Origin of the sequence: Salegentibacter holothuriorum (assembly GCF_900168045.1) — a bacterium.
GTDB lineage: Bacteria > Bacteroidota > Bacteroidia > Flavobacteriales > Flavobacteriaceae > Salegentibacter > Salegentibacter holothuriorum.
Map to the genome: position 1 here is coordinate 582,520 of NZ_FUYY01000002.1, position 25,151 is coordinate 607,670.

Genomic DNA, 25,151 nt, shown 5'->3' on the forward strand with positions numbered 1-25,151 from the left:
TGTTACTTATTCATTTTAATAAGCAACTTGAAATTGTATTAACATTTTACTGGAATCGTATTGGGTAGTATTGGGTATATTTAGTTTATAATCATTAATTACTCCTACAAGAGATAATTTAGCATCATAAGTTCCGGCAAATACCAGGCTTAGCATAGGTACATAAGTCACAATCTCATCATCTTCAAAAGAAGTGTTTTTGTCCAGGTATTCGTGCCTTAAACTTAATTCTAATGCTCGTAAACGCGGTGCGTCAAGCCTATATCTAAGTCTATAAAGAAAATAAAAGCCTTCCATCATGTAATTGTCAAGTTTTGCGAGGGGTTCTTCTGTCATTCGGAAAGCCTCAAAATTTGTCCCCTTTTTAAACTCCGCATTAATATCAAGATCAAATCTATTTCCTAATGGCTGTTGGAGCTGAGCGTCTATACCATAGGCATTGGCTTTTTGACCCTTATAACTTGCTCTACCGCCGTTTAGTCCAATTTGAAGTACTGGAATAGGCATATATTCCAGGCGTAAAGTCAAATTCTTAGAACTGTCGTTATCTCCCATTATGTTTTTATTATTACCATTATAAACGGTAAGATAATAGGAGAAGATATTTGATTTAAGCGACCCAAAAGCAGCAGCTCCAATTTGAAAACTTTGCCACCCGTTTCTGCCGAAGAGGGAATACTGCCGGGACCATGCATATGAATTATCAAGCTGGAAAGGATGTAAATCTTCAAGTCCAAAAAATGGCCTGAACTGGCCAGCCCTTAATTTTAGATAAGAATTATGATAATAAGTAACAAAGGCATTTTCCAATACTTTTCCCCTTACATTTTCTTTTTTAAAATCGGCTAAATTTACCAGAATGGAAGTCGAGATCCTGTCATTAATAAAAAAAGTGGTGGATAAGCGTGCGTACTGCATTTCAAAAGAGTTGCTCACAAAATCTTCACCGGTATAGTGCTGCCCCATAAAATCTACATCCTTATTAAGGGAGGTGGTATATCTACCTACCACCAGTGCGTTTAATTTGAATTTTCTTTTATAATAAGAATAATCATCAATCAGGCTGTCATTTTGCCCAAATCCATTAAAATTACCTAGAAACAAAAAAAATATTATGTAAAATACGGGTATACTGTGTTTTGAACAGCTTTTCATAGTGGGGATACTAAGGTTAGTAAAACAAGATTAATTTTTATAAAAGTATGTAATACGGTGAGGCCAAAAATTGATCGTAATCAGTTTTTGAAGCATTTTAAATTTAGAATGATTCTTAATTTAGATTAAGGTTTTTTGGGCATAATTTTGCTTTGTAGACCTCCCTTTTAAGGCCTTTTTTAAAATCCCTCTCAACTATATCGTTTTCGCTAATAGCAAGGGCTTGCAGCGCATTTTCATCCTTATGGAAACAAGTGAAATATGATCTTCGTCATATTTTTGAGGTAAGAGTAAAAGTACCTTTAATTACTTTCTGAAACCAGTTTTTTTCTTGAGGATTGTAAGGAAAGTAGAGTATTCTTTTTTAACAGTTCAAAAACAACAATCATGAAAAATTTATTAATTCCCTTCGACTTTTCTGATGTTTCTATGAATGCACTGGATTATGCCACGAAATTTGGATCCAAGTGCCAGAAAGCCACAATTCATCTGCTATACATTTCTAAGTCAAAATTGGAAAAGGATAAAGAAAATGAGCTAAAAAGCAATTTTGAAGAATTGCTAGAAAAGTATCAGGGACCTGGTGCTCCTCCTATAAGCTACTATTTTCGTACCGGAAATTTTTCAGATGCTATAGTTGATGCTCATAAATCTCTGGATACTGATCTTGTATTAATGGGAACAAGTGGTGCTGAAGAAGGAGCTGAATCTCCAGTTACCAGAACTTCCAGATTGGTATTGGAAGCAGATTTGCCGGTATTGGTCATACCCGTAAGCCATAAATACTTTAAACTGGATAAGATATTGCTAGCCCTGGGAGAAGATGTGATGCACGATACTTCCACCTTAAATTTATTACTTGATGTCTCCAGTAGGTCTGAAGCAGAGGTAGATGTGCTTACGGTGAGTCGTAATCCAGAAGGCGCAGGATACTCTGAAGCTGATGAAATAAATGAAAACACGCTGCAGTACTATCTTGAAATGTTCTATTCGCATCATAGCTTTGCTGAAAATGAAGATATACTGCAAGGAATTGACGATTATATTAAAAAACACCAGGTTGATATGCTTGCTATTATGCCTAAAACCCATTCAAATAACAGTACTCCTTCAAAAGGAAAATTAACAATGGAAGTTACATTGAAGAGTGACATTCCTGTCCTAGTTTTGGATTAATACTATAAAAAATGTATCTACTAATAGTTATTCTTGCAATTACCATAGTTCTTTTTGTTTGGGATAAATACCCACCAGATGTTGTTGCCTTAATGTCTATGCTGGCTCTTTTCCTCTTTGGGATTCTAGATCTTTCTGAGACACTTAGCGGGTTTAGTAATCCTACGGTAATCATGATTGCCGCTTTGTTTATTATTGGCGAAGGACTTTCCAGAACAGGATGGACTGCTCTCGCTGGCAGGAAGTTTGTAAAGCTCGCAAAAAAGAGCAACAATAGGCTACTTATACTTATTACATTGGGCTCTGGATTGCTTTCAGGTGTAGTGAGTAACACCGGAGCCGTAGCGGCACTTATGCCAATGACGGTTTCTGCGGCCTGGACTGCAGGAACCCTGCCTTCTAAATTACTTATCCCAATGGCTTATGGTTCTAATACAGGTGGGCTTCTCACATTAACGGGTACTCCCCCAAATATCATTGTGAGCGATACGCTTATCCAAAATGGTATGGATGGCTTTTCCTTTTTTGAGTTCAGCCTTATAGGTATACCACTACTTATAGTTACGCTATTGTATTTTAGATATTTAGGTCAAAAGCTTCTTCCTTCAAGAGAGAGTAAAGACCGACCTATAAATATTGATTCTGAAATGCATAAGTGGATTGAAGATTATAGTATAGGAGATAATTTATACCGTTTAAGAATAAGGTCTATGTCTCCGCTTCTAAATACCAAAATTTCAGATTGGGATCTTGAAGAAAAATACGGTGTATCTATTGTGAGACTTATACGTAGGCATCCTAAACCTTTTAAAAGGAAATCGAAATTTGTGGAGTTACCGTCGCAGGGTACTAAATTACTTTACCATGATATTATTGTAGTAAAAGGTAGTACAAAAGACGTAGATAAGCTAATTCTTAATTTTCATCTTAATATTATTCCCAATGCTAAAGAGCTCAAGGAAGAATTGATAAATCTGGAAGTTGGTATGGCCCAAATGGTGATTACCCCCAACTCGAGGCTTGTAGGACAAACCGTTGCGCTAGGTTCTTACCTTGAGCAAGCAGGAATCCAATTATTGGGAGTTTCCCGCGCAAATAAGCCTTTTAGGGAAAATAAAATAAAAATACAGGCAGGTGATAGCTTTGTTGTAAGAGGTTCCTGGAAGAATATAGATAATTTGAAAACTATTCACGAAAATCTTGTGGTTGTTGGTAGTCCCGAAGCTATGAGTAAAGACGTGGATACGCTAAATTACAGATCCTTTATTGCAATGGGGGCGCTGTTGATGCTTATACTATTATTGGTCTTTAATGTTATGCCGGGATCTGTAGCAGCTTTAATATGTGCAGGAATAGTGATGCTTACCGGTTGTGTGCCTATAGCAAAGGCCTACAGAGGTATTAGCTGGACCAGTGTAGTGATGATTGCCGCCATGATCCCAATGGGTCTGGCTTTGCAAAAAACCGGCCTGGCACAAATTGCAGCCAATGGCCTGGTGAACTCCCTGGGTGCTATTCATCCTACTGCTCTTCTTGCCGGCATATTTCTGGTGACCTCCCTTTTTAGTCAGGCTATCAGTAATTCGGCAACGGCTATACTTATGGCTCCAATAACTTTATATGCTGCCAATAAACTTGGGTTATCAGTAGAACCTTTTTTGATGGTGGTGGCAGTAAGTGCATCTACCGCCTGTTTAACGCCAGTTGCAACCCCAACCAATGCAATGGTGATGACAGCAGGGAATTACAAATTTGCTGATTATTTTAAAGTTGGAGCTCCTCTACTTTTATTGCTTTTCATTATTACCATTATCCTAGTGCCATTAATATGGCCATATTAACATGATTAAATTTGAAATTATGGAAACACAAGTGAAAAATTTCGATGCCAACCTTTTAAACAAGTACGGATTAAAAGACACTGTAGCCCACCGCAACCTTTCGGGAGAAGAGTTACAGAAGATCACCGTACAAAACAATTGGGGTGAAGAAACAGAGAACGGTACATTAGTAGTTCGAACTGGGAAATTTACAGGACGATCACCACAAGATCGCTTCCTGGTAAAGGATGATTATACAAGAGAAAAAGTTTGGTGGGGTAAAATTAATAAACCCCTTTCTCCAGATAATTTTGATGAGCTTTATAATAGAGTTACGGGCTATCTAGGCGGGAAAGAAGTCTACGTTCACGATGGATACGTTGGAGCATATCCTGAATACCGCTTTAATGTTAGAACAATTGCCGAGTATCCATGGTCTGCTTTCTTTGTAAAAAACATGTTTCTTCGTTTAGATGATAAGGAACTAGAAAATTTCACTGAGGACTGGCTGGTAGTTTGTGCTCCTGGTTATGTAGAGCAAGATCCTGAGAAGTATGGATTAAGACAGGGGAATTTCAGCATACTTAACTTTAGTAGAAAAATTGCTTTAGTGGCAGGTTCGGCTTATACCGGTGAAATGAAAAAAGGTATATTCTCTGCGCTTAACCTTATTTTGCCGATAGAAAAAAATGTGTTGCCTATGCACTGTTCGGCCAACGTTGGAAAAGATGATGATACTGCCATTTTCTTTGGGCTTTCCGGTACGGGTAAAACAACCTTATCTGCAGATCCTGAACGCAAGCTTATTGGCGACGATGAACACGGCTGGACTAATGAGGACATCATTTTTAATTTTGAAGGCGGTTGTTATGCTAAGATTATAGATCTTACCGAAGAAAAGGAACCGGATATTTACAGAGCTATTAAACCTGGTGCTATGTTAGAAAACGTGGTGTTTAAGAAGGATAGCAAAGAGGTAGATTTCGAAGATAGCAGCATTACCCAGAACACTCGGGTAAGTTATCCTATAGATCATATTGAAAATATAAAGGAACCTTCTTTTGCAGAGAATCCTACTAATATTTTCTTCCTAACCTGTGATGCTTTTGGTGTACTCCCTCCGGTTTCTAAACTTACTCCCGGGCAGGCAGCTTATCATTTTATCTCAGGATATACTGCTAAAGTAGCCGGAACAGAAGCAGGAATTCACGAACCTGTTCCTTCTTTCTCTGCTTGTTTTGGAGAACCATTTATGCCATTGCACCCAACGGTGTATGGAGAAATGCTAAGTAAAAAGATGACAGAATCAAATGTGAATGTTTGGCTTATAAATACAGGCTGGAGCGGTGGTTCTTATGGAGTTGGTTCCAGGATTAAGCTAAAATATACACGCACAATGATCTCAGCAATTCTTGAGGGACAATTGGAAAACATGAAATTTAAAGTTCATCCAATTTTTGGTCTTCATACACCTGAGTATTGTCCAGGAGTCCCAACAGAGAAACTGGATCCTATAAACACCTGGGAAAACAAGGGAGCTTATATTCAAAAGGCGATTCAGCTAGCTCACTCATTTCATTTAAATTTTGAAAAATTTTCCAAGGAGGCTTCTAGTCAGATTTTATCAGGGGGGCCACTTATTGATGAACACCATCATTTGGAAGAACATTTTTAAATGAAAAAGAAGGATAATTGAATGGTGATTTTAAAAGCTTTGGATGCCTGTTAGTTGGTATCCGAAGCTTTTTTTATTGAGATGGGATAAGCATGGTTTTAAGCAGCTACACTAATATTATATATGACGGTTTAAAAAAGCTATATTAGCTTTACCGTCATATTCGAATTTAAAAGAAAAGTTCCCAAAAAATCATAAGGCTACCGGATGAAAATATATTCCACCAACTAGAGGAGGATAATTCTTTTAAATCTTAAAGGATTCTAAAAAGTCTGCTTCAATAATTGCGATTAGGAATTCCGAAATTCAAACTCTTTTACTACTTTATAAAAAGTCAAAAAAAAAATCTTCTTAGTAAAAGCCCATTTTATTTAGTAATTTCCGTTTTTCACTAAACTATGCGCTTACTAGCCTTTTTTATCTTTTTTAGTTATAACCTGTTTGCGCAGGAATTACCGCCAATTACCAATTTTGATCCCGGTATCTATAATGCTGGCAATCAAAACTGGATGATCTCTCAGGGATCTAATAATCATATTTTTATTGCAAATAACCTTGGATTACTCAGTTTCAATGGTCAGCAGTGGAACCTTCACAGAGTCCCTAATGCTAGCGCAGTTCGCTCGGTATTAGCTCATGACGATAGGATTTACACAGGTTCTTATATGGATTTTGGCTTTTGGAAGCACAACAAAAAAGGAGAACTAACTTATACCAGTCTTACTAATCTTTCTAAAGAAGCACTGCTAGACGGCGAACAATTTTGGCATATTGCCGCCCTGGAAGAGTATATTGTTTTTCAAAGCTTACGTAGATTGTATAGTTATAATAAAAAAACCGGGCAAATAAGTACTATTGCTGCGAGTGATATTATTTCAAATTTATTTAGCTTAAACAATAAGTTATACTACCAGGTGGCTGATGATGGTCTATATGTTATAGATAACGGCCTAATAGAACGCGTTATTACTAATTCGAAAATTAAGGATAAACCAATTGTTGGCCTTTTCCCATTTGAGGAAAATAAAATATTGGCTGTGACCCGTGACGACGGACTTTTTACGATAGAAGGAAATAATTGGAAACCCTATAAATTTGAGAATTACCCTATAGACGAAAGTATTTTTACCGCACAATTCCTTGAAGATAAAACATTGATTCTGGGAAGTATTGGAAATGGATTACACGTTTATAACCTTGAAACTTCTTTAAATTATCAGCTACTACAACCTGTAATTAATAATAATACGGTTTTATCAATAATGGTAGATAAAGCCGGTAATATTTGGGGTGGCCTGGACAATGGCCTGGTACTTATTAATCGCAAAAGTCCGTTTAGATTGTTTACAGATATTTATGGAAAAGTAGGCACGGTATATTCCAGTTATAAATTTCAGGACTATTTATATTTAGGTACTAATCAGGGTTTGTACGTTAGTAGTGATACCTCCAAAAATTATGAACTTATTTCTGGTACCAGTGGGCAGGTTTGGAGTATTAATGAAATAGGCGGGAAATTATTCGCCGGTCATGATCGGGGGGTTTTCGCTATACAAGGCATTAAAGCGACTCACATTTTTGATGGTCCAGGAGTTTGGGAAATCAAAGAGTTTAAAGATGGATTGCTTCAGGGACATTACGATGGAATTAGTTTTTGGGAAGATGATAAGTTTGATGAGGATCCCGAGTATTTAGCTAATTTCGATCTATCTTCACGTAACCTTGTGGTTGAAAACGATTCGGTAATTTGGGTGGGGCATGATCACAAAGGAATTTTTAGACTGGAGATAGATACTGAGGTAAGGGAAGTACAGGATGAAGAAAATTATATCGTATCCTATCAGGGAGGAATGGGCTTAAAAGTGTTTGAGTTTAATGATTCTATTTATTACTCTACCGAAGATGAGATTTATAAATATAATCCTTCTAAAAATAAATTTATTCAGGAAAATAATTTAAGTACACTCATTAAAGAACCTAGAATCACTGGAATTTCTGAGGTTCTGCCAGATAATACATGGTGGGGTTTTGGAAAGGAAAATCTTATTTATGCCACTAGAGACGCCTTTCAGGATAGGTTAAGTATAAAATCAGTGCGCATTCCTATAGAATATAGAACGATATCAAAAGGTTTTGAAAATATCTCTCTAATTAATGAACGGGAATACTTGGTAGGTTCTAATTTGGGCTACACTATTTTTTCTACGCCTTTAGGTCTTCCTGATATGGAGAAACTTAGCATTAATAAGGTTTCTACGGCTAGTTTAGAAAATAAATTTAATAGTCATGAATTGCAAATTGAGGAATTGGAGTTGCCAAACTCGATAAACAATATCAACTTTGAATTTAGTATGCCTGTTTACTCAAAACTTACAGAACCGGTATACAGCTATAGAATTAAAGGCTATAGCACTGGTTGGAGTGATTGGCAAGCCGAAGGAAATGCTACTTTTGAAAATCTGCCTTCTGGCGATTATGTTTTTGAAGTAAGAGGTAAATACAATAATAAACTTAGCGATATAGCTTCTTATGCTTTTAGTATTGCACTGCCCTGGTATGCCACTACTACGGCGATTATCATTTATGTTTTGTTATTTTTACTCCTCATCTTTATTTTGCATAAAATATATACTGGATATTTCCGAAAGCAACAAAACAGGTTAGTGGAGCGTAACCGAAAGCAACTTGAAATAAAACAGTTGGAATCTCAACAGGAGATAATCACGCTTCAAAATCAAAAATTAGAGTCAGATATGGAATCTAAGAATCGGGAACTCGCCGCTTCTACGATGAACCTAATTAAGAAGAATGAATTTTTAAATGAGCTCAAGAAAAAGTTAAGTTCAGCAAATAGTGATGCCGATATACAAACGGTAATTTCAGTAATTAATAAAAATATTGCCGAAAAAGATAATTGGAAATTGTTCAAAGAGGCATTTGATAATGCTGATAAAGACTTCCTGCAATCGGTAAAAGAAGCACATCCAAATCTTACTTCTAACGATCTTAAACTTTGTGCTTATTTAAGATTAAATTTATCTTCAAAAGAGATCGCTCCATTGCTAAATATTTCTGTACGAAGTGTCGAAATAAAACGATATCGATTGCGTAAAAAGATGGAATTAGACCATGATCAGGGTTTAGTGGAGTACATCCTCAAGTTTTAAGCACTTAACATTTAAGCATTTTACCACAACATCGCCTCAACATTCTTGTTAAAAGCGCTAAAATCAATACTTCAAGGGATTTTTTTTGAAACTGCGTGATCTTCGGTTTCAGAGCTCTATAATACTAAATTCATAATTTTTGCCCTTTAAAATTGTAATGTTGAAGTATTGTAAAGGTGCTTTTTTCCTTGCCTTAACAATTAATTAATACATTGAAATCGAATTAAAATCTCAACAAATGAATAGAATACTTGTACTAATTTTGTTTTGTATTGGAAGCTTTTCCTTACAAGCACAAAACTTCTCGGTTTCGGGAACAGTAGATGAAGCAGACACGGGTCTTCCGCTCCCGGGGGTGAACATTATTGTTAAAAACACCAGTAACGGAGTAGTAACCGATTTTGACGGTAACTATACCATCAATAATATTTCTGCAGGAGATGTTATTGTTTATTCTTATGTAGGTTTTCTACCGCAGGAAATAACTGTAGAGGAAAATCAAACCACAATTAATGTGAGTCTAAAAACAGATTCTGCTGCTTTAGATGAAGTAGTAGTAATTGGATATGGAACGCAACAAAAGAAGGATATTACAGGAGCTGTTTCTGTGGTTTCTAATGAAACCATTGAGCAACTTAATCCTATTAAGGTAGAACAAGCTTTGCAGGGTACTGCAGCTGGGGTTAATGTTACACCATCTTCGGGTGCACCCGGTGCAGGTATTAATGTAAATATTCGAGGTATTGCCTCTAATAGTGAGAATGGTCCACTTATTCTTATAGATGGTTACCAGGGAGATCTAAATACTATAAACCCCAATGATATAGAATCTATTTCTATTCTAAAAGATGCCCAGGCTGCTATATATGGTATTGCGGGTGCTAATGGGGTAGTTTTAGTAACCACTAAATCTGGTAAAAAGAATACCGCACCTACTATTCAATACGATGCCTACGTAGGGATGCAGGAAACTTCAAGAAAGCTTCCCCTGCTTAATGCCAGGGAGTATGGGTTGATTTTAAATGAGAGTTACGCCAACAACGGTCAGGCTTTGCCCTTCCCAAATGTTAGCGAACTAGGCAGAGGAACCAATTTCCAGGATGAAGTTTTTGATACTTCTCCAATTATGAGTCACAACCTTACCTTAAACGGGGGTTCAGAAAAAGTGACTTATTCTTTTGGGGTATCACATCTTGACCAGGAAGGTATTATTGGTGCTGAAAAATCTGATTTTCAGAGAAGCACCGCCAGGTTTAATATTGGAGTAGATATTTCAGATGCATTTAAGTTTACAGCCAATTCTATTTATACCAGTATAGATAGAAGGTCTATTAACGAGAATGGTTTAGGTTCGGTACTTTTTAATGCCTTAAACATTCCACCAACTTTTGGACTGGACCAGGAAGATGTTGATGGTAGCTTGGGGAACGAGATCATTAACCCGCTTTCACAAATTGAAAATACGTTTAATGATTATAACCTGAATAAATTTAATGGGTCATTTAGCTTAGACTATACACCTATAGAAGAATTGACTTTTACCTCAAGAATAGGGTATAGTCTTGCTAACTCTAAAGGGAAAGATTTCTCGCCAATTATAGATTACGGTCCCGGTAAGGTTTTTAATAGTGTGCGTAGTACAGTAAACCAAAATAGAATTAACGATAATTCTTATACGTATGACCTTTTTGGAACTTACGAGAATACTTTTGACGAGACTCATCATTTAACCGGAACTGCCGGGATGACGGTAATTAGAAACTGGGGAGATGGTTTATATGCTACAGGTTATGATGTTCCTAATAATTCCTGGGATTTTGCCGATATAAGCTTAACTACTGGAACAAATGATGGTTTAAACAACAGTGCCTATAAATATGATGTTAGAAAACTATCTTTCTTTGGTAGGGTGCAGTACGACTATAAAGGAAAATACCTTGTTTCAGGTATGCTTCGTAGAGATGCCTCTACGAGGTTTGGACCAGAAAATCGTGTGGGATACTTTCCTTCAGCAACAGCAGGGTGGATTCTTTCTGAAGAAGATTTCTTAAGTAGCTCTAACGTGATTTCATTCTTAAAATTAAGAGGTAGTTTCGGTATACTTGGAAATGACGAGGCAGGAGGCGCCGAGTTCTACCGATCTTTATTAAACGGGGAAGCGACCTATGTTTTAGATGGAAGTTTGGTGAATGGTACCGCTTTGGGTAGAATTGCCAACCCTGCTTCAGGATGGGAGGAAGCCGAGAAAACTAACATTGGTGTAGATCTTAGGCTTTTAAACAATAGAATTGATATTTCTGCCGATGTATTTAGAGAAGATCGTAAAGATCTTTTAGTAGCCGGTATTCCTGTTTCCGGAATCTTTGGCGGTGGCGCACCAGGCTCTGGCGCACCAACCATTAACGCGGGAACTACCCGAAATGAAGGCTTGGAATTTGCTATAAATTATAAAGAGAATTTTGGAGACGATATTCGTGTTGGAATTGGTTATAACGCCACTTTCCTTAGAAACGAAGTAACCGAAGTGAATGGAACAGAGTTTCTTCCAGGCGGGCAGTTTGGAGTGGGTCAACCACAACCTTCACGTTTCCAGGAAGGTTTCCCAATTGGTTATTTCTACGGATATGAAACCGATGGAATCTTTCAAAATCAGGCAGAAGTAGACGCACATCCTTCACAGGCAACTCTAGGCGCACCTGCTTCTCCCGGAGATATTCGATATGTAGACATCAATGGAGACGGGGTTGTAGATGTAGACGACCGTACCAATATTGGAGATCCTATTCCTACCGCTACAATGGGGTTAAATCTTAGTTTTAATTATAAGAATTTCGATTTTACAGCTTATACCTATGCATCTTTAGGAAACGATATGGTAAGAAATTACGAGCGTAACCAGCCAAATGTAAACCGTCACGCATACTATTTAGAAAGATGGACGGGGCCGGGAACCAGTAATGAAGTGCCACGTGTAACTACAGGTGCAACTTCTAACGTAGCTTTTTCAGATTTTTATGTGGAAGATGCTTCTTACGCAAGGATTCAGAATGTTCAAATAGGGTATAATTTACCCGGAGCATTTCTTGAAAAAACAGGAATTCAGCGTTTAAGGATTTACACTTCGGTGCAAAACCTTTACACATTTACCAATTACAAAGGCTTTGATCCTTCGGCTTCAACCGGGGAAGCCATTGGAGGTGGAATTGACTATGGTTTTTATCCGGTACCAAGAATTTTCCTAGCAGGAGTAAACCTTAATTTTTAAAAAATAGCACAATGAAGAGATACAATAACATATTCAATAAAATGCTTTTGTTGCTCCTGCTGGCTTTCAGTTTTGGTTGCACAGAAGATTATCTTGATGATACCGAAGAATACACTATAGATTCAGAAAATTATTTTAATTCTGAAGAAGATTATTATAATGCCATGATTGGTGTTTATGATGTATTACAATCTACATACGTGAACGTATTATTAGGCGAGATCGCCTCAGATAATACCCTAAGTGGAGGTGAAAGCGCTAATGATGTAATAGGCTTTCAACAGGTAGATGAGATGACGCATACTCCTGTAAATGATAACCTGGACGATGTTTGGGATTGGAATTTTGCAGGGGTGCAGCGCGCAAACTATGTTTTAGAATTTCAGGACAAAACAGATTTTGAAGGTCGCGAAATGATTATTGCTGAGGTTCGCTTTTTACGAGCTTATTTTACTTTTGAATTGCTAAAATGGTTTGGACCAATTCCAATTAAAGGAGATGAGCGTTTTGTGTTGGGTGACGAAAAATCTATCCCAAGAGCTTCTACTGAAGAGGTTTACACGCAAATAGAAAACGACTTACAGTTTGCTATAGACAATCTTAATTACACAGCACCTGCAACCGGGCGCGCCACCAAAGGTGCTGCAATGGCTCTACTTGGTAAAGCACATTTATACCAGGAAGAATTTGATGATGCTGCAAATGTATTAACAGAATTAATTGATAATGGTCCTTACGCATTAGCCGATTTTGATATACTTTTCTTAGAGGAAGGTGAGAATAATGAGGAGTCTGTTTTTGAAGTGCAATATACAGGTGAAGAAGGAGCTGGTTTTGACTGTTTGCAATGTAGTGAAGGTAATGTAGCTGTAGGTTTTCAGGGAATAAGAAATTATACTGGTCCTGTTTTTGAATCTGGATTTAGTTTTAATATTCCTACTCAGGAAGCTTACGATATGTTTGCTGAAAATGATATCAGGAAAGACCTTTCTGTTTTAGATATCGAAGCCTGGGCTGAAGAAACTGGCGCAACTTACGGAGAAGGCTATAAGCATACCGGTTATTTTAACCGAAAATACCTTCCGCGTAAAAACGATAACGTAGGTGATGCAAATCTTACCCAGCCTAATAATTACCGATCTATTCGTTATGCCGATGTGTTATTAATGGCTGCTGAAGCCTTGAACCGCGGCGGAATAGACGATAGTGAGGCAAGAATTTATCTAAACGAAGTACGCGAAAGAGCAGGTTTACAGGAAGTAGAAGCTGCAGGAAGTGTTCTTACCGAACTTATCTTCGAAGAAAGAAGAAAAGAATTGGTAGGCGAAGGTCACCGTTTCTTCGATTTAGTTAGAACAGGCAGAGCCGCAGAGAATATTGATGGGTTTACAGCAGGTAAAAACGAATTATTCCCAATTCCGTTAGAAGAAATAGAATTTTCTCAGGGTAACTGGGAGCAAAACCCTGGATACTAAAAAATTAGCATTATGAAAAAACACTATAAAATAATTTTCGTATTCCTACTCACACTGCCTTTTATTGGCTGTGAGAGTGATGACGATTCACTTGTAGATCTTAGTAGCATAGCTACTCCGGCAAATCTTGGAGCTAGTTTTGAGATCACTCAAGATAATTCAGGGTTGGTAACTATTACACCAAAGGGCGAAAGTACCAATTTGTATACCGTAGATTTTGGAGATGGAAGTGAAGTTTCTTCAGAAATAAGACCGGGAGAAACTGTAGATCATATTTATGCTGAAGGCGATTATGAGGTAGAGGTTATAGGAACTAATTTAAATGGTGTTTCTGCAACCGGGACACAACCTCTTACTGTTTCTTTCCGTCAGCCTGAAAACCTTGAAGTAACAATTACCAAGGCAGAAGACGACAATTATGCTATAACTGTATCAGCTACAGCTGATTTTGCTGCGATGTTTGAAGTTTATTTCGGGGACGTGGCAGAAGAAGAGGCTACACCGTTTATGATCGGGGAGTCTGTTACGCATACCTACGATGCTATTGGCGATTATGATGTTAGGGTTGTGGCTTTAAGTGGTGGCGCTGCTACTACCGAAGCTACACAAACGGTAAGTATTACAGATCCATTGTTCTTACCTATAGGTTTTGAATCACCAACAAAGAATTATACGTTCTTTAATTTTGGTGGAGGTGAAGGTGCAGGAGCGCCTGTAATTGATAATCCAGATGCAAGCGGAATTAATACTAGCAATAGAGTGGCTTCTTATACTAAGCCAGCAGGCTCTGAAGTATGGGCAGGAACAAATATAGCGCTTGATGAGACTATAGATTTCTCTTCAGAAAAGTATATTAGTGTAGATGTATGGTCTCCAGCTGCCGGAACCCCGGTTATCTTGAAGATAGAAAATCTTGATGATGCTGATATTTTTGTTGAAAGTACAGTAGAAACTACTGTTGCCAATGAATGGGAAACATTGATCTTTGATATGACAACAATAGACCCGGCCATTGATTATGGAAGACTTGTTTTATTCTTCAACTATGGAACTCCTGGAAATGATGAAACTTATTATTTCGATAATATTCAAACCACCAATTTAGAGCCGTTAAAATTTCCTGTAACATTTGATAATGATGCTGTAGACTATACACCTGCTCTTTTTAGTGGAGCTTCATTTGAGGTGGTTACAAATCCAGATCAATCGGGAGCGAATAACTCAGATTCAATGGTTGGTGCAATTACCAATATTGGAAATGCTTATGAAGGTGCTTCCTTTAATCTTGAAGAGCCTGTAGACTTCAGTGGTGATAATAAAACAATCACTATGAAATTCTGGTCAGATGTTGCGCTACCTATATTACTGAAATTTGAAGGTGGTGTTACTGGCGAACGTCAAACTGAAGTATCAGCTAACCATACCGGATCCGGTTGGGAAGAAGTGACTTTTAACTTTAGTACAGATGCGATTAAAAGTTATATTGATGGATCACAGGGAGTTGGTGAGGCATTTGTTCCAACTGGGCAATACGCGACAATGACCATTTTTGTAGATGGTCCTGGAAATACAGCCGGAACATTCTACCTGGATGATATTGGTTTCCAAATGGGAGAAACCACTTTTATCTCTCTTTTTAGTGAATTCGGTGATGATGTTAATGTAGATACCTGGTTAACAGAATGGTCTAATTCAGATTATGAAGAAGTAGAGTTTGACGGTAGGCTTACCAAGCATTATTTTAATCTTGGTTTTGCAGGAATTGAGACTTTAGCTGAACCGATTGATGCTAGCGAAATGACACATTTCCATACTGAAATCTATACCGGTAACGCCACAGAATTCAAAATCAAATTAGTTGATTTAGGCCCTGACGGTGTTTATGCGGGGGATGATCTTTCTGAACACGAGATTGTAATAGACAATCTGGCACAAAATGAATGGGTTAGTTTAGATATTCCATTATCAGATTTCACCGGCCTTCAGGATACGTCAAATATTGGTCAACTTATTTATTCTGGTGTGCCTACTGCTGAAGCAGATGTATATCTGAACAATATCTATTTCCATAACTAGAATTAAAATAAATTAAAATGAAAAATATACTAAAAACAGGTCTTGTAGCACTTTCGCTGGTATTTGCCAGCGCATGCTCCAATGATGATTACGATATTGGCGAAATAGCCGCTCCTACCAATCTACAGGTAGAAACTAATGTCGTTGGGCAATCAGAAGACATGCCCGATGGAGATGGTAGTGGTGAGGTAACATTTAACGCCACTGCAGATGGCGCCATGACCTATAAATACGTTTTTGGAAATGGAAGTTCGGTAACTACTTCTAATGGTGTATATACGCATCAATTTTCTGAAACCGGTACTAAAGTTTATACGGTTAACATTATAGCTTATGGGCCGGGAGGTACTGCCAGCTCAATGTTAGTAGATGTAGAAGTGCTTGTAACTTATGCGCCACCAGCCGATCTATTAGAGAAATTAGTAGGAAAAGAATGGCGAATTAAAGCTGAAGTTCCTGGTCACTTTGGCCTTGGACCCGTAGGTGGTTTAGGGGGACCTGAATTTTTTGCGGTGAGTGCAAATGAGAAAGCGGAGGTTGGAATGTATGATGATAGATATATCTTCAATGAAGATGGCACTTTTACTCATATTACAAATGCTAATAATGATGAATCAGGGATGGATCCATCGGGAACCGTTTTCGGAAGAATAAACCTGGTAGATCAACTAGGAGTGTCTTGTGCTTGCGAAGTTCAGGGAGCAGATGTTCTTAACATACCTTATAATGATTACACAGAGAATTGGTCTATATCAGCCCCGGGAGGTAATGAAACCATTAACCTTACTGGATTAGGCTTTATTGGCTATTATATTGGCGGTAATCATAGATATGAGATTTTTGACCGCTCAGGAACTAATGAGCTTACTCTTAGATCTACAGATGGTAATGGCGAATTTGACTGGTGGTTTATTCTTACCTCAGATTCCGTAGAAGAAGAGGAAGAGTTTGAGAGCCAGTTTAATACCGAGATCTGGTCAGATGATTTTGATGGTGATGCGCTTAATACCGATAACTGGAATTATGAAATTGGTAACGGAGACAATGGCTGGGGTAATGGAGAAGCTCAATATTATACAGATGCTGAAGACAACGTAAAAGTTGAAAATGGAAACCTGGTAATTACAGCAAAAAGAGAAGCTGAGAGTGGTTTCGATTTTACTTCTGCGAGAATAACCACTAAAGATAAATTTGAATTCACCTTTGGTCGTGTAGAAGTTCGTGCAAAATTACCTGCAGGAGGAGGAACCTGGCCTGCAATATGGATGCTTGGTGCTGGATTCCCTGAAGAGTCCTGGCCTGGAGTCGGTGAAATAGATATTATGGAGTTTGTAGGAAACAATCCTGATAGAATTTCATCTGCCTTGCATCTTCCGGGTAATTCAGGCGGAAATGCTGTAGTAGGTGACACAGAAATATCTGAGGCAACAACAGAATTTCATATCTACGAAGTTGAATGGACTGCAGAAAAAATCACTTTCCTAATGGATGGTGAGCCGCATCTTGAGTTTGATAACGATGATTCAACTCCTTTCCAGGACGACTTTTATTTACTGCTAAATATTGCCATGGGAGGAACCCTTGGAGGAGATATTGCTGATGATTTTCAAGAGTCTACTATGGAAGTAGATTACGTGAAAGTTTACCAGGAATAATATTATTTTAAAAAACAGACTGCCTGATTACTATGTAATTTTACGGTTGAAAATAATTTGTTTGTAGGCCGCAAACTGAATTACCACACATAGTCCAGGCAGTTTTTTTATACCCAAAAACAATGAAAGAACTATATCTGTTAGGTTTTTTCCTGTTCAGCTTTTTTATAGCAAAAGGCCAGGAATCAACCATAAAAAGTTCAGTTAAAAATGTAGAAACCAAAGTAGATTCGGTTTTAGCATTAATGACCCTTGAAGAAAAAGTTGGACAACTTGTTCAATACAATGGCAGCTGGGACCTTACCGGTCCTGCTTCCGCAATGAATAACAAACAAAAGGAAGAAAATCTTAAAGCGGGAAAAGTAGGCGCTATGCTAAATGTTCTTTCGGTAGAAGCTACCAGGGAGGCACAAAAGCTGGTTATGGAAAATTCTCGTCTGAAGATTCCTTTAATGTTTGGTTATGATGTAATACACGGGTATACTACTATTTTTCCAGTACCTCTGGCAGAAACAGCTAGTTGGGACCTGGAAGCTATGGAGAGAACAGCAGAAATTGCTGCTGTAGAATCTGTGGCTAACGGGGTTAACTGGACCTTCTCGCCTATGATAGATGTTTCACGCGATGCACGTTGGGGAAGAATTATGGAGGGATCTGGTGAAGATCCTTACCTAACCTCTAAAGTAGCTGTTGCCAAAATAAAAGGCTATCAAAGTAACGATCTTGCAAATCCGCGTAGTATAGCTGCAACCGCCAAGCATTTTGCTGGTTATGGTTTTGGGGAAGCCGGTAGGGATTATAATACTGTGCATATTGGTGAGAACGAACTTCATAATACCATTCTTCCGCCTTTTAAAGAAGCTGCCAAAGCAGGTGTTGCTACTTTTATGAATTCCTTTAATGATATTGATGGTACACCGGCAACGGGGCATAAAATCCTGCAACGAGATATCCTAAAAAAGGATTGGGATTGGAACGGATTTGTAGTTTCAGACTGGGGTTCTATACCGGAAATGATCGCACATGGTTTAGCCAGAGATAAAAAACATGCAGCTCAAATTGCTTTAAACGCAGGTAGCGACATGGATATGGAAGGCGGTGCTTACGAGTCTAGCCTGGTAAGCCTTGTGGAAGAGGCTAAGGTAAGTCAGGAGTATATAGATGATGCGGTAAAACGTGTTCTTCGTGTAAAATTTAAACTAGGCCTTTTTGAGGATCCTTATTTATATGCTAATCCAGAGCTTTTAAATGAAATATCTTTTGAAGAGCATAAGAATGTAGCTCGGGATGTAGCTAAAAAATCTATTGTGCTGCTAAAGAATGAAAATGATCTACTTCCTATTCAGGATTCTATTAAAAAGATTGCTGTTATTGGGCCGTTGGCCGATGATAAAGATACGCCTATAGGAAATTGGAGAGCACAGGGAGAGGCTAATTCGGCTGTTTCTTTACTGGAAGGTTTAAAAAACAATGTGAGTGAAGATGTGGCGATTAGTTATGCTAAAGGTGCAGATCTTGGCATGGGTGAAAGAAGTTTTTTAATGCCCTTAAAAATTAATGAAACCGATACATCCGGATTTCAGGAAGCCATTAATAAAGCTTCAGAAGCCGATATGGTAATTATGGCACTTGGTGAAGATGCATTTCAAACCGGAGAAGGAAGAAGTCAGGTGAATATTGGTTTGGCCGGTGTTCAAAAGGATTTACTTAAAGAAATTCACAAAGTGAACAAGAACATTGTTTTGGTGCTTATTAACGGGAGACCAATGGAGATCACGTATGCTTCAGAAAATATTCCGGCTATAGTTGAGGCCTGGCAATTAGGTTCAGAAAGTGGAAATGCGATTGCCGATGTTTTACTGGGAGATTATAATCCTTCAGGAAAACTTCCGGTTTCATTTCCACGTGCTGTAGGTCAGGAACCTCTTTATTATAATCAAAAAAGTACAGGACGTCCTTCTAACCCTACGCATGTGACTTATTCTGGTTATACCGATGAGAAGAAAGATGCACTTTACCCTTTTGGCTTCGGACTTAGTTACACCTCTTTTCAATACGGAGATTTATCAATTTCTGAAGAAGAATTAACTCCTGGCAGCCCTATTGAAGTTAGCTTTAGTCTAACTAACACCGGTGAGAATGCAGGTAAAGAGATCGTTCAGTTATATATAAGAGATCTTGTAGCAAGTACTACGCGCCCGGTTAAGGAACTTAAAGGTTTTGAAGCGGTACAATTAGCTGCGGGAGAAACAAAGACGGTTACTTTTGAAATTAACGAAGAGATGCTTCAGTTTTATACTGCCAATGAAAAATGGGAGTCTGAGGCCGGTGAATTTGAAGTTATGATTGGCGGAAACTCCCGTGATCTGCAAAAACTTAAATTCAGTTTAAAGAAATAAATATGAAGAAGAGAAGTATAATTTTAGGACTTTTTCTATTTGTAGGTCTACAGCTTACCGCCCAGGAATTGATTTGGGAAGAAAATTTTGAAGGTGACTCCCTTAATATGGAGAACTGGAGCTACGAAACCGGTGATGGCTGCCCCGATCTTTGCGGCTGGGGAAATAATGAGCGCCAAATTTACAGCAAAGATTATGTTGCTGTAAAAGATGGGAATTTAGTAATTACCGCAGATAAGGTTGAAGATGCTTATTATAGCGGAAAAGTTAATACCAAAGATAAGTTCGAGTTTCAATATGGAACTGTGGAGGTTAGAGCTAAGTTGCCCGATGGGCACGGACTTTGGCCTGCAATCTGGATGTTAGGTGCTAACATAAATGAAGTGGGTTGGCCGGCTTCAGGCGAAATTGATATTATGGAATTTGTAGGCAGACAGCCAGATACTATTCATAATGCATTACATACACCTGCTAGTCATGGAGATACCGAAAATATTAAAACAACGCCAATTGATGATGTGACTTCAGATTTTCACGTTTTTAAAATGAACTGGACTAAAGATGCTATAACTTTTTATATAGATGATGAGAAAACCTATACGTTCTCGCCATCAGAGAAAAATGAAGAAACTTATCCCTACAGGCATCCGTTCTATTTTTTACTGAATCTTGCTGTAGGTGGTAATTTTGGTGGGCCTGAAGTTGATGATTCCATTTTTCCGAAGCAATTCTTAATAGATTATGTGAAGGTTTATAAATAATAGAATAAGCATTTTCTAAAGTTTTTGATACCCTGTAGACTTAGGTTTACGGGGTTTTTTAATCTATAATCTTTAGCACAATCCTAGCCTTATACCTTTGCTTTTTTAATATATTTGTCCCTTCATAAATGCCCCTTATGAACAACACCAACAATAAAGATATTGAAGAGATAAAAAGGCTTCAAACCTTACTCTCTTACAATATTTTAGACACTCCCTACGAAGAAGATTTTGACGAACTGGCGCAGCTTATTGCGCTTATTTGCGAGGTGCCAATTGCCGTTATTTCTATGATAGACGATAAGAGGCAATGGTATAAAGCCAAAGTGGGTGTCGATGGAAGCGAGACACCAATAGAAGAAACTTTTTGCCAATACACCATTGTTCAGGATGAGCTTCTTGAAATATCTGATGCTTTGTTAGACGAACGTGTTAAGGATAATCCACATGTAACTTCAGAAAATGGTATTCGTTTCTATGCGGGAATGTCGTTAAAAGCCGAAAACGGTCGTAATATTGGAACCGTATGTGTAGTTGATGGTGAGCCAAAAGAACTCAGCGAAAAACAAAGAAAAGCATTAAGATTGCTCACAAAGCAAGCTATGCACCTTATTGAGGCCAGGCAGAAGAATAAAAACCTTACAACTGAGCTGAATAGTATTCTTGAAAAAAGAATTGAGCAGACCCAAAGAAAACTTGAAATTAAGGAGATTGAGAATAAGGACCTTATGAACGCGGTCAAGAATTCTAGTGGAGTGGTAGAATTTAAACCTGATGGTATTATAATTTCAGTCAATCAAAATTTTGAAGAGATTTCTGGTTATACTGAAAGTGAACTTCTGGGCAGTCATCATAAAATGCTAGTAGAGCCAGAGGATTATACTGAAAGTGATGAACTTTGGAAGTCTTTAGGGCGGTGTAAATCTAAAACCGGCCGGGTACGTAGAATTGCAAAAGATGGTTCTGAGATATATTTGCAGGCTTCCTACAACCCGATTCAGAATATTGAGGGAGAAGTGATAAAAGTTGTAAAAATCTCTCAAGACATTACCAAAGAAATTGAAGCCAGATTATCATTGCAGAAAGCTAAAGAAATGGCTGAAAATCTTAATGAGCAAAAAGACAATTTTATTACCAATGTAAGTCATGAGATTAGAACGCCAATTCATGCAGTACTTGGATTTACAGATCTTTTACTGGAGAATGAAGGCGATGCGCACAAGGTTAATTACTTAAATGCGGTGAAAATTGCCGGGGATTCTCTATTGTTTATCGTAAATGATATTTTAGATCTATCAAAGATGGAAGCCGGCTTACTGCAAATAGATAAAGATGTTTTTGATATTAGAGATGCAGTGACCAGGGTTTTTTCAATTTTGCATCTTAAAGCGCACCAAAAGAAAATTGAGTTTGAACCGCTTGTTAGCCCAGAGGTTCCAACATTATTGATAGGTGACAAAAACAGGCTTTCTCAAATACTTATTAATCTTTTAAGCAATGCTATAAAATTCACCTCCCAGGGTAGCGTAAGCCTGGAAATTACTGTTAGACAGAATACGCCAGAAAAAACGATTTTAGAGTTTAAGGTTTCAGATACGGGAATTGGAATTCCGAAGGATAAATTAGAAACTGTTTTCCAGCGATTTTTGCAGGCAGATGAAGATACCTCACAGAAGTACGGAGGAACCGGCCTTGGACTTAATATTTCCAGGCAGCTTATAGAAAAGCAGGAAGGTAGTATTGAGGTGAAAAGTGAACATGGTAAAGGAACCGATTTTATTTTTGATATATCTTTTGAAAAACCGGTAGAAGATATTGAACTCTTGAAAGTTGAGGAGAAAGAGGCTCAAAGAGAGTATAAAGGTAAAATATTAGTTTGTGAGGATAGTGAATTAAACCAACGTTTAGTAAAAGCTATTTTAAAAAGAAAGGGTCTACTGGTAGATATTGCATCAAACGGTGAAGAGGCACTCTCATTTTTAAAAGAAAATAGTTACGATCTAATTTTTATGGATGTGCAAATGCCTGTTAAAAATGGCTATGAAACTACCAAAGTTATTAGAAATCGTTTGGGACTTACTACTCCAATTGTTGCTTTAACGGCAAATTTTATGGCTACAGAAAGACAAAAATGTAAAGAGGTTGGAATGGATGATTATTTAGCAAAGCCTTTTCAAAAAAAGCAATTGTTCGAAAAAGTTGAAAAATGGGTTAGTGCCCAAGAATAATTGACATACGGATTAAAGAGAAAATAGGTGCACTAGATTGATAATAAAATAGTTCGATTACAGGGAAGCACATAATAATTAGCAGGAATTGTTAAAGTTAAGCGAATTTTCATTATTTTTATATGGTGTTGCCCCCCGCACAAAACTAACGTACCTACTTTCACGTTAATATACAATACAAAGTTTTTTAGTGATCAATATTATTACAGTACTTTACGTGCAAATTATGAGGAGCAAGATAAAAATCTTAGTTGCAATAATGGCCCTGCTTTTATCTGTTGACATAGCAGCCCAGGCGCAAAGCCATAAATTGCCGCAACCTCAAATGAATGAGGTGTCCAGTACAGATCTTCCTCCTCCTCCGGGCCTCCCCATAGACTTTGGTATTTCAGCTTTAATTGCTGCTGGGCTAGGTTTGGGAATTAGACATATTAGCAAGAGGAAATAACTATTTTAATTCCTGGATGCGCTTCACATATTTTCCTATTACATCAAATTCCAGATTTACGTTGTCTCCTGCCTTTAGAGATTTAAAGGTGGTGTGTTTATAAGTATAAGGAATTATGGCTACGCTAAATTCGTTCTTTTTTGAATTTACCACGGTAAGACTCACGCCATTTACAGTAATAGATCCTTTTTCTATGGTAATATTCTGTAAAGCGGGATCATATTCAAAAGTAAATTCCCAGCTACCGTCTTTTTCCGTTACTTTTTTGCAAACAGCGGTTTGATCTACGTGCCCCTGTACAATATGCCCATCGAGTCTGGCGCCCAGTTTCATACCGCGTTCCAGGTTTACCGGTGCATTTTCCTGTAGCTGCTTTAAATTGGTCTTCTCTAAAGTTTCAGCGACTGCGGTCACGGTATATTCATTTTCGGCAATAGAGACCACCGTGAGGCAAACACCGTTATGCGCTACGCTTTGGTCTATTTTTAATTCTGGCGTTATTGCTGCTTTTATGCTGAAATGCATATTTCCACCTTCAGGCTGGATACGGCTAACTTCTCCTACTTCTTCAATAATTCCGGTAAACATATCTTTGGATTATTCTTACATTTGTGATGTAAAAATAGAAATAAACAAGAGAAGTTTAATGAAATATCCAGGAACAAATTCAGATTTATACCTGGATTGAGATTGGTGAAATTCATAGAATTGTAACCCAGATAATTTTAAGCAGATGAAGCACGCAGAAAAGGTGAAATTAGGAATTAGTATTGGAGATTTAAATGGAATAGGCAGTGAAATAGTGCTCAAAACCTTTGATGATTCCCGAATGCTGGATTTTTGTACACCGGTTATTTTTGCTTCTACCAAAGTGCTTACTTTTTTAAAGAAACAATTTAATCTTTCTTTAAATTACCAGGGAATAGACGATGCCTCTAAAGCGATAGACGGGAAAATAAATGTGGTGAATGTCTGGAAAGAAGGTGTAAATATAAATTTTGGTGAGGAAGATCCTAAAATCGGTGAATATGCATTTAAATCTTTACAAGCAGCTACAACTGCGCTAAAGGAAGACCAAATTGATGTTTTGGTGACCGCCCCGATAAATAAACACAGCATCCAGTCGGCAGAATTTAATTTTCCAGGCCATACAGATTATTTGGCAAAAGAACTTGAGGGCGAAAGTTTAATGTTTATGATTACCGACACCTTAAAAATAGGCTTACTTACAGATCATGTAGCCTTAAAGGATATAGCAAACACAATTACTCCTGAATTAATTGAAAAAAAATTAAAGATTATCCAGGATACTTTAAAACAGGATTTTAGAGTTCAAAAACCTAAAATTGCTGTTTTAGGCATAAATCCGCATAGCGGAGATAATGGAGTGATAGGTAAAGAAGATGAAGAAATTTTAAAACCAACGCTTCAGAAGTTACGTGATAAAGGCGATTTGGTTTTTGGTCCATTTTCAGCAGATAGTTTTTTTGGTTCAAAAAATTACGTGAATTTTGACGCAGTTGTGGCTTCTTATCACGATCAGGGCTTAATTCCTTTTAAAACTTTATCTTTTGGAAACGGAGTTAACTTTACCGCAGGGCTTAGTAAAGTGAGAACTTCGCCAGATCATGGTACCGCTTTTGAGATAGCTGGCACTAATTCGGCAAATATTAACTCATTCAAAGAAGCCGTTTTTCGTGCTATAGAGATTTATAAGTGCCGCGAAGAATATAAGGAGCTCACTAAAAATCCTTTAAAGAAACAGAGTAAAAAGTTATAAACAAAAATTTGTTTATAACAGCGCTCTAATTTATTAATTTTTATATATTTGCACCCGCCTAAGCAGAAGCT

General features: G+C 37.6%; 15 protein-coding genes. 13 read left to right on the forward strand and 2 right to left on the reverse strand.

All coding sequences use genetic code 11. From position 1 onward, the window contains the following. Window positions 1-15: 15 nt before the first annotated feature. The gene (locus B5X51_RS06975) at window positions 16-1,104 is read right to left on the reverse strand and encodes a porin (RefSeq protein WP_176132734.1); all 1,089 of its coding nucleotides are present in this window, start codon (window positions 1,102-1,104) and stop codon (window positions 16-18) included. Window positions 1,105-1,542: 438 nt separating this feature from the next. On the opposite strand from B5X51_RS06975, the gene B5X51_RS06980 reads away from it, so the two are divergent. The 12 genes from B5X51_RS06980 (at window position 1,543) to B5X51_RS07035 (ending at window position 23,300) form a co-directional block, all read left to right on the forward strand. Continuing rightward, a complete protein-coding gene (locus B5X51_RS06980; RefSeq protein WP_079720302.1) occupies window positions 1,543-2,331 on the forward strand; it encodes a universal stress protein in 789 nt (262 codons plus the stop codon). Between the two features lie 11 nt (window positions 2,332-2,342). Next, the gene (locus B5X51_RS06985; protein WP_079720304.1) at window positions 2,343-4,172 is read left to right on the forward strand and encodes an SLC13 family permease; all 1,830 of its coding nucleotides are present in this window, start codon (window positions 2,343-2,345) and stop codon (window positions 4,170-4,172) included. 19 nt (window positions 4,173-4,191) lie between these two features. Beyond that, the gene (pckA, locus tag B5X51_RS06990) at window positions 4,192-5,826 is read left to right on the forward strand and encodes a phosphoenolpyruvate carboxykinase (ATP) (RefSeq protein WP_079720746.1); all 1,635 of its coding nucleotides are present in this window, start codon (window positions 4,192-4,194) and stop codon (window positions 5,824-5,826) included. 398 nt (window positions 5,827-6,224) lie between these two features. Next, window positions 6,225-8,993, forward strand: a complete 2,769-nt coding sequence (locus B5X51_RS06995; RefSeq protein WP_079720305.1) for a helix-turn-helix and ligand-binding sensor domain-containing protein — start codon at window positions 6,225-6,227, stop codon at window positions 8,991-8,993. Window positions 8,994-9,231: 238 nt separating this feature from the next. Continuing rightward, complete coding sequence (locus B5X51_RS07000) at window positions 9,232-12,258, forward strand: SusC/RagA family TonB-linked outer membrane protein (RefSeq protein WP_079720307.1); 3,027 nt, start codon at window positions 9,232-9,234, stop codon at window positions 12,256-12,258. Between the two features lie 11 nt (window positions 12,259-12,269). Continuing rightward, a complete protein-coding gene (locus B5X51_RS07005; RefSeq protein WP_079720308.1) occupies window positions 12,270-13,733 on the forward strand; it encodes a RagB/SusD family nutrient uptake outer membrane protein in 1,464 nt (487 codons plus the stop codon). A 12-nt stretch (window positions 13,734-13,745) separates the two neighbouring features. Further along, entirely contained in the window at window positions 13,746-15,809 is a 2,064-nt protein-coding gene (locus tag B5X51_RS07010; RefSeq protein ID WP_079720309.1) for a hypothetical protein, read from the forward strand. A 17-nt stretch (window positions 15,810-15,826) separates the two neighbouring features. Continuing rightward, a complete protein-coding gene (locus tag B5X51_RS07015; RefSeq protein WP_079720311.1) occupies window positions 15,827-17,464 on the forward strand; it encodes a glycoside hydrolase family 16 protein in 1,638 nt (545 codons plus the stop codon). A gap of 122 nt (window positions 17,465-17,586) precedes the next feature. Beyond that, on the forward strand, window positions 17,587-19,863 hold the full coding sequence (gene bglX / locus B5X51_RS07020) for a beta-glucosidase BglX (protein WP_079720313.1): 2,277 nt from the start codon (window positions 17,587-17,589) through the stop codon (window positions 19,861-19,863). A gap of 2 nt (window positions 19,864-19,865) precedes the next feature. Beyond that, complete coding sequence (locus B5X51_RS07025) at window positions 19,866-20,624, forward strand: glycoside hydrolase family 16 protein (protein ID WP_079720315.1); 759 nt, start codon at window positions 19,866-19,868, stop codon at window positions 20,622-20,624. A 137-nt stretch (window positions 20,625-20,761) separates the two neighbouring features. After that, window positions 20,762-22,852, forward strand: a complete 2,091-nt coding sequence (locus B5X51_RS07030) for an ATP-binding protein (protein ID WP_176132735.1) — start codon at window positions 20,762-20,764, stop codon at window positions 22,850-22,852. Window positions 22,853-23,111: 259 nt separating this feature from the next. Beyond that, window positions 23,112-23,300: a PID-CTERM protein-sorting domain-containing protein gene (locus B5X51_RS07035; protein ID WP_176132736.1), complete on the forward strand. Its 189-nt coding sequence runs from the start codon at window positions 23,112-23,114 to the stop codon at window positions 23,298-23,300. Here B5X51_RS07035 and B5X51_RS07040 read toward each other — a convergent pair whose 3' ends face one another. Then, window positions 23,301-23,888, reverse strand: a complete 588-nt coding sequence (locus tag B5X51_RS07040; RefSeq protein ID WP_079720321.1) for a riboflavin synthase — start codon at window positions 23,886-23,888, stop codon at window positions 23,301-23,303. Window positions 23,889-24,033: 145 nt separating this feature from the next. On the opposite strand from B5X51_RS07040, the gene pdxA reads away from it, so the two are divergent. After that, complete coding sequence (pdxA, locus tag B5X51_RS07045) at window positions 24,034-25,080, forward strand: 4-hydroxythreonine-4-phosphate dehydrogenase PdxA (RefSeq protein ID WP_079720323.1); 1,047 nt, start codon at window positions 24,034-24,036, stop codon at window positions 25,078-25,080. The last annotated feature ends 71 nt before the right edge of the window (window positions 25,081-25,151 follow it).

Coding starts and splice junctions, on each gene's coding strand:
- B5X51_RS06980 (WP_079720302.1), top strand. CDS start 1,543: ATGAAAAATTTATTAATTCCCTTCGACTTTTCTGATGTTTCTATGAAT.
- B5X51_RS06985 (WP_079720304.1), top strand. CDS start 2,343: ATGTATCTACTAATAGTTATTCTTGCAATTACCATAGTTCTTTTTGTT.
- pckA (WP_079720746.1), top strand. CDS start 4,192: ATGGAAACACAAGTGAAAAATTTCGATGCCAACCTTTTAAACAAGTAC.
- B5X51_RS06995 (WP_079720305.1), top strand. CDS start 6,225: ATGCGCTTACTAGCCTTTTTTATCTTTTTTAGTTATAACCTGTTTGCG.
- B5X51_RS07000 (WP_079720307.1), top strand. CDS start 9,232: ATGAATAGAATACTTGTACTAATTTTGTTTTGTATTGGAAGCTTTTCC.
- B5X51_RS07005 (WP_079720308.1), top strand. CDS start 12,270: ATGAAGAGATACAATAACATATTCAATAAAATGCTTTTGTTGCTCCTG.
- B5X51_RS07010 (WP_079720309.1), top strand. CDS start 13,746: ATGAAAAAACACTATAAAATAATTTTCGTATTCCTACTCACACTGCCT.
- B5X51_RS07015 (WP_079720311.1), top strand. CDS start 15,827: ATGAAAAATATACTAAAAACAGGTCTTGTAGCACTTTCGCTGGTATTT.
- bglX (WP_079720313.1), top strand. CDS start 17,587: ATGAAAGAACTATATCTGTTAGGTTTTTTCCTGTTCAGCTTTTTTATA.
- B5X51_RS07025 (WP_079720315.1), top strand. CDS start 19,866: ATGAAGAAGAGAAGTATAATTTTAGGACTTTTTCTATTTGTAGGTCTA.
- B5X51_RS07030 (WP_176132735.1), top strand. CDS start 20,762: ATGAACAACACCAACAATAAAGATATTGAAGAGATAAAAAGGCTTCAA.
- B5X51_RS07035 (WP_176132736.1), top strand. CDS start 23,112: ATGGCCCTGCTTTTATCTGTTGACATAGCAGCCCAGGCGCAAAGCCAT.
- B5X51_RS07040 (WP_079720321.1), bottom strand. CDS start 23,888: ATGTTTACCGGAATTATTGAAGAAGTAGGAGAAGTTAGCCGTATCCAG.
- pdxA (WP_079720323.1), top strand. CDS start 24,034: ATGAAGCACGCAGAAAAGGTGAAATTAGGAATTAGTATTGGAGATTTA.